The following is a 13,032-nucleotide window of genomic DNA, read 5'->3' as shown; positions in this document are numbered from 1 at the left end:
CGTTATAATAGTATTGTTACATATTATTATAACGAGTTATTTATGAAAGTTAATTTCTGGCTGAATGACTTTATTGAGCCGAAAAAACCACGAGAGTGGCGCTTTGATCCTTCATTCAATCATTCTGAACAAAGTCTGGTTGATGTGATTCAATACAAATTAAAGCCTTTACAAAAACAAAAGCCATTTATAGATTTAATACAAAAATATAAAGTTGAGCATGGTCAGGATATATCTGAAATTTGTGATAAACTTTATAGAGGTGGTTTAAGTATAGATGAAGTCAAATACCATGTTAGAGATCTATAGTTAGTATTTGAATTATGGTGCAGGAATGACGAGCGAAGCCTAGTAATGCTTCGGTAAAGTAGGGAAATAACGCATACCAGAATTATAAATACTTAACTATATATGCCTTCTTTATCCCTAAACATTCTTCTATATAAGAAATAGTTTACAGTTATTACAAATATTCCACTAAATAATATATCGCTTAAGAAATGACCACCTTGGATGATTCTGGCAATTCCTGTGATAAACCCAAGTAAAAGACCCGCCAAATATATTTTAGGATTAAAGCCACCTTTCATAACATAAGCAAAAGCTGTAGTATAAAACCCTGCTGCAGCATGACCTGATACAAACGAGCAGTTTTTGGAACATTCTTTAGATAGAATAAATGGCTGGGAATGGTTTTTCTCTCCGCCAAAATAAACTACCTGATTTGGTCTTGCTCTGCCAAAGTTATTTTTAAAAATAGTGTTTACAATAAGACCTGGTCCTATGGCAAGGCATAAAATTAAATATAAAATTCGTTTTCTTAACTTATATTGTTTTTTAAAATGACTATAAGCCAAAGTTATGAGCAAACCTATAATCAATGACGTTATAAATACAGGAACCAGCTTATGAATAACCTTAAGAATAAAGTGAGAACTAAAGTTACCACTACCATAAAAATATGTCGATACCAGTATATCTAAATCATCTAGCACAACTGTTAAAAAAGCTAAAACTAATAAACATGTTATAACAGCAATATTGATTTTATTCATAGAAATACAGGCAAATATCTGGTGATTTATTTACACTTTCAAGCGGTTTAAAGCGCTTAACAAGTTTGCCATAATTTTTATTACAATCTTTGGTAACAATCAAGCTATTATTATGATAACCCTCAAATCTTTTGGTTAAGTCGTAGTGGTCTTTAATATCCTTATAATCACTAATTTTGTATATAACGCTATTTGGAAGTTTGGTATAGTAAAGCGCCCATGAAAGTAGCTTGCGTTCATCAATTAAAACATTTTCAGCTTTATTTTCATAATAGGTTTCAGTTATTACATCGCCGTAATGATCCCACCCTTTAGTTCTATAAAGTGGGTCAAAATTTGTAAAATTCACATGAGCAAGTGTTATAACAACAAATGATAAAACAATGTTTGTTAATATTGCCGCATTTAAAAATCTGCCCTGATAGCTAGCAATACCAAGAACTAATAGCCCAGGATATGCAACTGACGCCCAGTTGATATTTGCACCAGACGTTAGACTTAAAATTATAAACGGTAGTATTCCCGCAGCTGATATCATAAATAGTGGATCTTTATATTTACGAGCACTTTTAATTATGATGCATAACAATACTGGACCTATTAGCGCAAACTGCCCAGCTAAAAATTCTATAAGCTTAGGAATGTTAAACGAACTATGATCAAGTTTTGATATGTCTTTTGTATGCCTGAAACTTACAAAATCATTTGCAAAATTCCAGTAAAAATTTGGTGAGAAAATTATTAAGGCAGCAAAGGATGCAATAGCGCAGTACCAAAAATTTTCTTTAAGTTTTTTAGTGTAAATTAAGTATACAAATCCACCAACCCAAAACAAAAACATATTGTATTTACTAAGCATTCCGAGTCCAAGGCTTATTCCTAGTAAAATAGTGACGGGTAGTTTTTGGCTACTATTTATAACTTTTAGGAACAAATATATAGATAAAGACCAAAATGTAAGAAGCAAAACATCTGTTGAGATGATAATAGATGATAGAGCAAGGGCTGGGATTGCAAGATAGGCTATAGCTATAGTTTTTGCGAGCTTTTTACTATAAAACTCACCTGCAATCTGCTTCATGATCAAAGCTGTTAGTGCATGAAAAAGCGGTGCAAAAAACCTTACGCCAAATTCATTAGTTCCAAATATCTTGGTTGAAAGCGCTATGATTAAACTAATAAGTGGAGGCTTAGAATAATAGCCAAAATCTAGATTCTGTGACCAGTAATAATATTGAGCTTCATCAGCATATAAATTAAGGTTATTGGTATATAAAATAATATACCTAAGTACTAGCAGGCTTAAAAAAATCTTACCAAAATGCTTATCTAAAAATTCTGTCATTTTCTATCTATTTAAAACTAAAACAGGCTATTTTTACATTTATGTTGGGTATTTTGCAAGTTAAGACTTTTTATTTTTTATTATGTAGTTTATTTTATTATCTTAGAGATATTTTCAAGAAAGGCAAAATATGCAAAAAGTAATGATAATTAATGGCCCCAATTTAAATTTACTTGGTCAGCGTGACCCAGAGATTTACGGCTATGACACACTATTTGATATTGAAGAGCAGTGTAAAGACTTTGCCGATAAAAACAATATGGCAATCGACTTTAGACAGTCTAATAGTGAAGGTGAAATAATTGACTGGATTCATGAAGCACGTAATTTTAATGCTGTTATAATAAATGCAGCCGCATATTCGCATACTTCTATTGCTATTATGGATGCACTTGAGATACTTACTATCCCCGTTATTGAAGTTCATATGTCAAATATTTATAAGCGCGAAAGTTTTAGATATAACTCTTATGTTTCCAAGGTTGCTAGCGGGGTAATATCAGGCTTTGGTGCATATGGTTATATTATGGCGCTTAATAGCGCACTTGAACTTACGGAGTAAGAAACCTTATGCTGGATATAATCGGTCTAATGAGCGGCACTTCATTTGATGGTGTAGATGTTGCAAGACTAAAAACAGATGGTGAAGATGATGTAATACTCTGCGAAACATTTTTTGTTCCATATTCTGACAGTCTGCGTACAAAGCTAAAAACCGCAGCTAGTCAAAGTTTCCGAGATATATTGCTTTTAGAGAAAGAGCTATCAGAGATTTACCTGAACGCTATAAAACAGTTTTTACATAAATATGATATTGATAAAAACGACATAGATTTTGCGGTTATTCATGGACAAACTATTTTTCATGAGCCACAAAGTGGTATTACGTCACAGCTTTGCAACCCTCATATAATCCGTGAGAACTTAGGAATTGAGGTTATGTGCGATGTTCGCAGAAGTGACATGGCAAGGGGTGGTCTTGGTGCGCCAATTGTACCGATTTTTCATAAGGCTTTGGCTGGTATGGCAAAAACTGAATTACCTTGCGTATATTTAAACATTGGCGGGGTTGCTAATATTTCCTATATTGATGCTACAGATGAGCTTATTGCCTTTGACGTAGGAACTGGCGGAGCTTATATTGACGATGCGATGCGTAAATTCTTTGGACGCAATTATGATAACATGGGCGAAGTTGGTAGAAAAGGCATAGCGATTGAGCCACTTATTGAAAAGTTCCTGTCAGATGAGTTTTTTAGAAAAAATACCTACCCGAAATCGTTAGACCGTGAGTCATTTGCTAAATATTATGATGATATTATAAAATTACCAGCTTCTGATTCTGTTAGGACTTTTACCGAAATTACAGCGCGCGGCATAGCAAAAGGAATTAGGGTACTTCCTGAAAAGCCTAAATGTATTATGGTTGGCGGAGGTGGCAGAAAAAATCAGTTTCTGCTTGAGCTTATAGCTGAATATACTGACATTCGAGTTATAAACACTGATGACTTTAATATAGACGGTGACTTTATAGAAGCATGGGCAATGGCATATATTGGCGCAAGGATTAAAAAGAAATTGCCTTATACGTTTAGGTATACAACTGGCGCTGAGGCATAAAATTATGTGAAAAACGCCAAAGCGTTTATTCACTTAAAAATGGGTGCTAAATTATAAAACAATTCCCCGGATTGTTTTATAATTTCCCCCCGCACACCCATTTTTAACCTCATAAACTTTGAATAAACTACTATTTGAAATTATAATTCAGAAGAAATTCTATAATTTTATTTATATTTATTCCCTGATTATTACTTAACAGTATTATATGCAATTTGTTTGTTGGTGAATATAGCATATATGTCTCAAATCCATTAATTCTGCCCTGATGATAATAAATTTTTTGCTGTAAAATTTGTTTTATAAAAATGCCATATCCATTACCTTTACCATAATTTGTAAGCATTTTTTTGAGGTTATCTTGATTTATTACTTTATTATCAACATATAATGCCTTTTGCCAATTATATAAATCAATAGCAGTTGAGATTATTGAAGCTTCACCGAAAGGACTACTAAAATTTATTTCGCCAGCTTCCTCTATTTTATTATCCTGTATAATACATCCTTGAGCTATATTTTGATCATTCTGCTGCAAACTAGTCAGCATTTTATTAGCTGCAGAAAAAGTATTATTAAGCTTTAAAGGTATGAAAAAATTATCTCTAAGATATTTACCATAAGAAACACCAGACACTTTTTCCAGTATAGCACTTAACAAGTTATAACCCGAACCGCTATACTTAAAATTTGTTCCCGGTTCAAATTCTAATTTTTCATTTTCAATAAGTTTTAACCATTCATAAGTCTTTCTAACTTGTTTATAAAAAAGCTCAAAATCCTTAGATTCTAAATAGTTAGGTACACCAGAAGTATGATTAAGTAGCTGATGGATACTAACTTTATCAGCCCAATCTGCTTTGAAGCCTGGTAAATAAATCAATATTATATTGTCAATACTTAACAGTTTTTCTTCGGAAAGCTTTAAAATTGCAGCTGCAGTAAAATTTTTACTTAGGGATGCTATAGGAAATTTACTGTCTAACTGCATTGGCAAAGTTTGTTTGCAATCTATAAATCCAAAGGCTTTGTGGTAAAGTATATTATTATTTACAACAAGTGCTACGCCAGACTTTAAATGATTTTTAAGATAATTATCTACATCATGAATTGCATATGTTTTTTGGTTTATTAATAAGAAAATTATTACGATAATTATTTGTCGCAGCATTTAATTAAATCTCTTAACTTATATTAAGCCTATACAAACTATAATTCAAACTAACTGCAAAGCTAACCCATAAAAAATATGGAACGCATAGCCATGCAGATTTAGTTTCGCGTTTTTTAAAACAAAAAGCTATAAATAATGCCAAAAATAGCCAAAGCATAATAATATCGATTAGTGCTAAATCAATTCTGTGAAAATAGAAAAATAGTGGAGACCAGATTAAATTCAATACAAGCTGGATTTTAAATATTTTTATGAGGAATTTGTTCTTTTTCTTATTATTATATAAATAACCAAGTGCCACACCCATCATAATATATAAGATACTCCAAACTGGCGCAAAAACATATGATGGTGGATTAAAACTTGGTTTTTGAAGATTTTGATACCACTCATCCCCACTTCCTGATACATACCCTGAAACCATCCCCAGAAGAAGGCACATTATACCAAAATATAGAGGATTACTTAGCTTTTTCATAATTTATCTCTAAATGTTTATGTATGAAGTCTAATGTATTTCGTCTTAAATTTATATAAAATTCTGTTCGTTTGTCAAAATCACCACTAAAGTACAAATTATTGTCAGCGTGAACATAAGCATGATCCATAAAACTAATATGCTTACTGCCTGGATAATGTATATATTTATACCCTAATTTGTTTAATAATTTTAAAACACCACTTTGTTCATGGTAATGTTTTCTTTCTTCTGATAAGCAAAATAATATAGGTATATTTGAAGATGTTGGTACTTCATATTCGCCATCAAGAAAAATAACGCACTCTTTTACATAAGTACTATTAGAGAGCATTGCATCTCCTCCCTCTCTAAACTGACCTGATATTCTAGACATAAGCATAAGTAATGCATTACCGCCCATAGAATGACCGATAAGGCAAATTTTGCTAGTATCACAATGTTTAGATAGAATATTATGATTTTTTAACCAGTCGAAAACACAAAGTATGTTATCAATAACATTTGCATGTTTTGAGATAGATCTACCGCTATGATATTCTGGCAACTCCTTATCTAATCCTAATTGATGCTGAATGGTAATTACAATAAACCCATGTGAAACAATTTCCTCTAATATTATAGCATAGTCTGTCATTAAGCCATTATTACCATGGTTAAAAATCACTAAAGGGTAATATTCGCTCATTTCAGATATATCACAAGGCTTTGCAAAAACTTGCGTTTCAAGCTGTGGAAATTTATTGCCGCTTCTAGTTTCATATAATTTATCAAACGGTACATGTTCGCCTTTACTTAAAGGAAAATAAATTTGGAGGGGTATTAAGCGATTTCTAAAATTATCTGTAATATCAAGCTTAGAAATCCCAATATTATATTCTCCATTAGGTTTTAAAATCTGTTTTAACATTTTTTGCTTTCTCCTAATTATATGTAAAAAATGTACATAAGTAATATACAATAATTACGCCGCAGGCGTCAAAAGCTATGGCTAAATTTGCTACGCAAATTTCCCCCCCGGCCATAGCTTTTTCTACCTTCCGGTAAATACATATATTACTTCCTTACCAACCCCATCAGCCTTATTGGCGCTTCTGTACCACCTTCTATTTTCATGGGAGCTGCTAAAATATAACTACTGACTTGCGGCATGCTGCTTAAATTTGCAACATTCTCAAAAATGTATTTATTATTACCAAGCATTATATTATGCACCGGAAAGCCATTTTTAGGATTGTCAGGTGATAATGTATCAATACCAATACCTTTAATATTTAGGCTTAATAAATATTCTGCTGCTTCTTTTGAAATAGATGGAAATTCATGGTTATTACGATATTTAGCTGCATCATTCCAATACTTATCCCATCCTGTATAAACCATCACAAAACTGTTAGGCTTAATACTCTCATATTTTGCTTCAAAGTCTTTGATATCACTTACGCTTAAAGCATAATCTTTATTAGCTATGCTGCTAATATCTATTACATAACAAGGAGCTATCAAATCATTTAAATCAATCTGATCTATGGTTTGCATTCCTGGAAAACAATGAGCCGGGCTATCCATATGCGTGCCTATTCCTTCCTGCATATTAATTTGGTGGGTTTTGAATTTAAACTCAGCTTCCATATCATAATCATACTTTAAATTATGATAAAACCCACATGACACGTCCCACGTAGGAATATTAGGCATTAAAGTATGTGTAAGATCTATAATTTCAAAAGGAAAGTCTAGCATAAGGTTACCTCTATATTGTATCAAAACATATAAATCATATATTTAGTAATGCAAATTAAATTATGTAGGTAGACATATTATGAGATTAGAAAGATTATTAAGTTCATATAAATTACGCCCAGGGGGGGAGCCATTTATGGCGAGGGGTGTAATTTATATGTCAATTTAATCCCCCAAGTAAATTGAAGAAAAAATAGCCGCCCGGGGGTGGTTGGCTATTTTTTATCCTTTTATTATATTAAAACATATAAATCATAGATTTAATAATGCAAATAATTTTTGAAGTGGTGGCGTTATGAGATTAAAAATGGGTGTGCTGGGGGAAGTAAAAAAATAATCCAGGGAATTATTTTTTTACTTAACACCCATTTTTAAGCGAATAAACACTTTGGCGTTTTTCGCAATAAATTTTAAATTTAATTATGCCTTTTGCAAATTCAATTTAGCGATTTTTTCATTAATATTAACAACAAATTCTGCAATAGACTGACTATCTAAACCTGATTCTTTAAGCATTTCGCTTTGGGTTGCCTGGTCTATGTATGCATCTGGCATCATAAGGCTTCTAAAAATAAGTTTACCGTTATCTAAACACCCTTCGTCAGTAAGTAATTTACTTACTTGAGATGCAAATCCACCAATAGAACCCTCTTCAATAGTGATAATTACATCATGGGTTTTGGCAATTTCTAAAATTTCAAGTTTATCAATTGGCTTTGCGTATATTGCATCAAAGATAGTTACCTGAAGTCCTTGATCCTCTAGAAATTTCGCAGCTTTCACAGCCTCATCAAGTATTGTACCTATTGTTACTAAGGCAATTTTAGTGTCACCACTTGCTTTTCTAATGTATCTGCCCTTGCCAATCTCTAAGTACTTTGGCGCCCACACAAAATGCTCAAGCTCTGTATTTCCACGTGGGTATCTGAAAGCAATTGCGCCTTCGTTATATTCATTGGCTGTGTATACACTATCAATAAGCATATTCCCATCACTTGGACAAAGAATCACCATATTCGGTAGCGCCCCTAAAAATGCCATATCAAAGCTTCCTGCATGGGTTGGACCATCTGCCCCCACGAATCCTGCCCTGTCTATAGCAAATTTTACTGGTAAATCCTGAATGCTTACGTCATGAATAACCTGATCATAGCCGCGCTGAAGGAAAGTTGAATATAAAGCACAAAATGGTTTAATACCCTCACAAGCAAGACCTGCTGCAAAGGTTACTGCGTGCTGCTCTGCGATACCAACATCAAACATACGCTTTGGAAAATGCTTAGCAAATGAATCAAGCCCCGTACCCGATGGCATAGCAGCTGTAATTGCTACAACTTTTTCATCGGTCTCGGCAAGCTTAATCATACTTTCCGCAAAAACCTTAGTATAACTTAGCTTATTAGAAGTTACTTTTGTCTGCTCTAGAGTATCAATCGAATATTTTTGAACAGCATGGTATTTTTCTTTGTTAGAGTCAGGTGAGTTAAAACCCTTCCCTTTTTCTGTGACAATATGCAGCAAAAAAGGTGAAGTTACAGTATGATCATCACGAATATTGGTAAGTACACTTACTAAAGTTTCAACTGAATGCCCATCTATAGGACCTATTGAATAAAATCCAAGGTCTTCAAATATGTCATTTTCGCCGCCTAGTTTTTTTATAAACTGCTCAGTTTTTTTGGCAAAATTTTCAACACTTTCAGGCAAATATTCAAGAGCATGTTTTGCAACGTTTCTGATTGATAAATACGGCTTAGATGATGAAATTCTTGATAAATACTTGCTCATAGCACCAGTAGGCGCTGCAATAGACATGTCGTTATTATTCAGAATAACAAGCATTTTGGTATTACTATAACCAGCATTGTTTAAAGCCTCATATGCCATACCTGCACTTATTGATCCATCACCAATAACTGCTACCACATGATTTTTCTTATGCTCGATATCACGAGCAACAGCCATACCAAGTGCCGCAGAAATTGATGTAGAAGAATGCCCCGCCCCAAAATGGTCATATTCACTTTCTTTACGCTTAGTAAATCCGCTTAAACCACCTTTTTGGCGTAAGCTTAGCATTTCTGCTTTCCGACCTGTAATAATTTTATGGGGGTAAGTTTGGTGACCAATGTCCCAAACAATTCGGTCATTTGGGGTGTCAAATACGTAATGAAGAGCAATGGTAAGCTCTATAACACCAAGACCGGCGCCTAAATGTCCACCGGTCTCAGATACTACTTCTATTGTTTTTTGCCTTAGTTCATTTGACAATATCTTTAGCTCATCTATTGATAAACTTCTGATATCACTTGGAAATTTTACTTTATCAAGGATACTGTACTGCATGTTCCCTACCCTTGATACATAATAAACTTAAGCTTGTTCTGCTAATTTAGAAACAATCTCTTTTTTAATTTTTTTAGCAACTTCAGTAAGCTTTGCGCTTGAAGTTTTCATAAGGAAACCATCTAAGCCACCATGAGACTCAATTGTTCTGAGCGTGCTGATGCAAACTGCTAAACTATATGTTTTACCTGTAGCTTCACTAATAAAGCTTAAGCGTTTAATGTTTGGTAAGAATCTTGTTCTTGTTTTACGGTTAGAGTGAGAAACAAGGTTACCTGTTAGTACGCCTTTACCTGTAATATCGCAACGTCTTGCCATGATTTAGCCCTTCAAAATATTATAATTTTCAACAATTACATGGCTTTATATACCCAAACGAGTAATTAGTCAAGTAAATAGGCGCAAATTTTATATATAAATTTATAAAACTTACGCCTAAATTATTGTTAATTTTAGAAATATTACTTAACCAAGAAATGAATCTTTAGATTTATATATTTGCCTTTGTTTATTAACATTATCTTCAAAACTTCTGAACGATTCTGGATCCATTTTTTGTTTTGCAATGTTTAGAAGTTCAGTAATTTTTTGATCAGAAAGCTTAGTAACATCAATCCTTGAGCCATCAAAATTGAGTTCAAGCGCTTCCCCATTAGGGTTATCTTTTAACTTAGCAACGTAAGAAAGCATATCGATCTGACAGTTTCTGAAGTTAATGTTTTTATCCAGACCAAATTCTTTTGTAAACTCATCTACACTAGCTGTTACTAAATACGATTTAAACGCCCAGTTCCAGAAGAACATAACCGAATATTTAGAGTTTTCATTATATAGAACCTCTGCAAACGATACAGAGCCGTTTTGAGCCTGATTATTGACTTCCTCAACTATTTTCTTAATTCTGCCTTTATATAGCTTTTTGAAAATAGCCCTAAATGGTTTTACATTTAAAAGCCTCGACATCACTATGTTCATAGTAATTTCAATTGCGGTGCGCATAAATTTAAATGCATAAGGAATTGATTTCAGTGGTGTAATTACAAATAGCCTAAAGTTAAACTTTGTCATCTGCCATGTAACATCAAATACTACTTTAATCTTAGACCAGATTGATCCTCTGCTATTATATTTCATAGCTGCGTTTGCAACGTTAATCGCTGAATTTGCCACTAACCCAAGATTTTTATATACAAATACCATTTCCTTCTGGTTAAAATGAGAAAATGCACTTGTAATTTTTCGTAAATCTACACTCTTAGGAACCATATTTATGATAGATTTAGCAATTTTTGCATTAAATTTAACAAAGAAATTCATAGGCTTTGCAAACAAATTACGCGTAATAAAGTTTCCACCTAACTTTTTGTTGATAGAAGCCTTAGCATTATCACGCATGGTATTTATTTTTACAAAAAAGTCGCGCTTATATGTTTCTATTTGATCGGCAATTAAATCAAACGAATACTGGAAGGATGTTTTTGGAAGAACATACTCACCAGCAGCGGGGCTTAAGAAATATGTAAGTACCGCACCAAAACTATTAGAAGTAGCCATAACTTTATATAAGTTATCAATAAGCTGAGGAACTTCCTTAGAGTTATTTATAAGCACCTTGTCTACAAGTAACTTACCAAATTTTAGCTGAACAGGCAGTAAATTTGCATTTGGTAATGCTTTTGCTGCATCATATTCATTAAGTAACCCTGCCATTTGTGTAATAAAATCAGGTGTAACAATAGCTTTTGCTGTTGGCACAATAGTATTTACAAGGTTTTTAACATCTTGTTCAGTAACTTTCCTTGGATCAATACCAAGTGATTTAAGCGGAAGTCTGTTTAATACATTCGGATCCATAAAGAATCTGGCAACATCAGTTGCAAAAGTTTCCGGAGCAATATTAGCTATAATGTCAGATAACGTATCCGAGTAATCCTGAGTCCAGTCACCAAACTTGAGACCCTTATTTTTTACAATAAATCCTACAAATCTATCAAATTTAGACTTAGATTCAGCATCCTTAGCAACAACCTGTTCAAAATTTGCATAGAAATTATCAAACATCTTAATAAAATTGTTAAGTGGGGTTTTAATAATGTCTTTATTTGCCGCATACTTAGCTCTAAGATCTGCTACATCTCTAAAATTGTAGTTTGCAAAATTAATTCCGAATTTATCAGCATAATGGACAAATATATCGGCAAGCTGGGTTATCAAACGATCGTTATCTTGTACGTAGTTTATTTCTGCTCTAATAGAGGAATTTAGTAACTTCCCTATAACTTCGGTCGCAATATTAATATCATTTTGTCCAAGGACTTCAATATTGCCAAGACCCTGAGAATTTTTAAAGATATCAAGCGCTTTTTTTAACTGATCCTCGGTAATAATATTTTGCAGTATATCAGCTTGCCTATTAATAAAGCTTGTTAAAATATCATTATCAACAATTCTTGGATCAAAACCAATAGAATCCCAGTTTATTGACGATGTAATAACCGGATCTGTAAGCAGCGTAGACAATAGCTGAGCATTTCCTTGTGTAGTCAGTGCTGACCATAGTACTGGCACAACTTTATACAGCGCTGCTATTCTTTCTGGCGTTAAGCTGCTAACATCAAAACTATATCCAGCGTTGTTTGCACTTGCACCCTGATATTCAGCATATGTTTTTATAATAAAGTCTAAAGCCTTTTTATAATTATCAATCTTTTCAGGTGTATTTAAATCAGATTCAACTCTGTTATAAACATTACTTGCAAGCTGCGCTAATACTTTTAAAGGCTTTTTCACAAATTCAGGATTTGCTTCAAAAGCTGCTTTAAATGAAGCTGCATCAGTTAAACCTAACTTATCAAAAGCAATGCTAAATTTATCTGAATAGTGTACAAATATATTAGAGATTTGCTTAGCTGCCTCATCATTACCAACAATATATTCTAACTGAGGCTTTGCAAAATTTCTGCAAACATCTGAGATTAGATTTGTAAGCTTTTCAATATCCTGGTCATTCAGATCACTTATTTTATTTAGACCTTTTGATTTTTTATACAGGATAACTGCATCTTTAACCGCATTTTCAGTTAAACTATTGCTTATAATATCTGCTTCATTTGCAATAAAATTCTCGGCTGCATAATGATCAATAATATTGGCATCAAAACCAATTGCATTCCAGTCCAATTTTTCACGTAAATTAGGGTGTGCAATAATATTTGTAAGTGCCGTTAAACCAGCTTCAGTCCTAATAGAATTCCAAACAGATGGCAATACT

Annotated in this window: 11 protein-coding genes and 1 pseudogene; 3 read left to right on the top strand and 9 right to left on the bottom strand. The window is 33.0% G+C overall.

Going from position 1 to position 13,032, the window contains the following annotated elements; all coding sequences use genetic code 11:
- Nucleotides 1-42: 42 nt before the first annotated feature.
- Nucleotides 43-309 (top strand): hypothetical protein, encoded by a 267-nt coding sequence (locus BGO27_02750; GenBank protein OJV13127.1) that lies wholly within the window; start codon nucleotides 43-45, stop codon nucleotides 307-309.
- A 92-nt stretch (nucleotides 310-401) separates the two neighbouring features.
- Here BGO27_02750 and BGO27_02745 read toward each other — a convergent pair whose 3' ends face one another.
- Both BGO27_02745 and BGO27_02740 read right to left on the bottom strand, forming a co-directional pair.
- Complete coding sequence (locus tag BGO27_02745) at nucleotides 402-1,055, bottom strand: hypothetical protein (GenBank protein ID OJV13126.1); 654 nt, start codon at nucleotides 1,053-1,055, stop codon at nucleotides 402-404.
- Nucleotides 1,048-2,400, bottom strand: coding sequence for a hypothetical protein (locus BGO27_02740; GenBank protein OJV13125.1), 1,353 nt, complete (start codon nucleotides 2,398-2,400; stop codon nucleotides 1,048-1,050). Before BGO27_02740 ends, BGO27_02745 begins: the two co-directional genes overlap by 8 nt.
- A 130-nt stretch (nucleotides 2,401-2,530) precedes the next feature.
- Between BGO27_02740 and BGO27_02735 the strand changes: the two genes are divergently transcribed.
- Complete coding sequence (locus BGO27_02735; GenBank protein ID OJV13124.1) at nucleotides 2,531-2,962, top strand: type II 3-dehydroquinate dehydratase; 432 nt, start codon at nucleotides 2,531-2,533, stop codon at nucleotides 2,960-2,962.
- Nucleotides 2,963-2,991: 29 nt separating this feature from the next.
- On the top strand, nucleotides 2,992-4,020 hold the full coding sequence (locus BGO27_02730) for a hypothetical protein (protein OJV13123.1): 1,029 nt from the start codon (nucleotides 2,992-2,994) through the stop codon (nucleotides 4,018-4,020).
- 130 nt (nucleotides 4,021-4,150) lie between these two features.
- Here the strand turns inward: BGO27_02730 and BGO27_02725 are convergent, their stop codons facing one another.
- The 7 genes and pseudogenes from BGO27_02725 to BGO27_02695 all read right to left on the bottom strand — a co-directional run bounded on the left by BGO27_02725 (nucleotide 4,151) and on the right by BGO27_02695 (nucleotide 13,032).
- Complete coding sequence (locus BGO27_02725) at nucleotides 4,151-5,191, bottom strand: hypothetical protein (protein ID OJV13122.1); 1,041 nt, start codon at nucleotides 5,189-5,191, stop codon at nucleotides 4,151-4,153.
- Between the two features lie 13 nt (nucleotides 5,192-5,204).
- Nucleotides 5,205-5,672: a hypothetical protein gene (locus BGO27_02720; GenBank protein ID OJV13121.1), complete on the bottom strand. Its 468-nt coding sequence runs from the start codon at nucleotides 5,670-5,672 to the stop codon at nucleotides 5,205-5,207.
- Nucleotides 5,656-6,582 (bottom strand): hypothetical protein, encoded by a 927-nt coding sequence (locus BGO27_02715; GenBank protein OJV13120.1) that lies wholly within the window; start codon nucleotides 6,580-6,582, stop codon nucleotides 5,656-5,658. Before BGO27_02715 ends, BGO27_02720 begins: the two co-directional genes overlap by 17 nt.
- 146 nt (nucleotides 6,583-6,728) lie before the next feature.
- Nucleotides 6,729-7,415, bottom strand: coding sequence for a cyclase (locus BGO27_02710; protein OJV13119.1), 687 nt, complete (start codon nucleotides 7,413-7,415; stop codon nucleotides 6,729-6,731).
- Nucleotides 7,416-7,835: 420 nt separating this feature from the next.
- Nucleotides 7,836-9,761, bottom strand: coding sequence for a 1-deoxy-D-xylulose-5-phosphate synthase (locus BGO27_02705; GenBank protein OJV13118.1), 1,926 nt, complete (start codon nucleotides 9,759-9,761; stop codon nucleotides 7,836-7,838).
- Between the two features lie 27 nt (nucleotides 9,762-9,788).
- A complete protein-coding gene (locus BGO27_02700) occupies nucleotides 9,789-10,079 on the bottom strand; it encodes a 50S ribosomal protein L28 (protein ID OJV13117.1) in 291 nt (96 codons plus the stop codon).
- A gap of 147 nt (nucleotides 10,080-10,226) precedes the next feature.
- Nucleotides 10,227-13,032 (bottom strand): annotated as a pseudogene (locus tag BGO27_02695) (hypothetical protein).

The organism is Alphaproteobacteria bacterium 33-17 (assembly GCA_001897445.1).
In the GTDB taxonomy this organism is placed as follows: domain Bacteria; phylum Pseudomonadota; class Alphaproteobacteria; order Rickettsiales; family 33-17; genus 33-17.
Note: the sequence above shows the minus strand (reverse complement) of the source record. Positions and strands in the feature narration are given on the sequence as shown.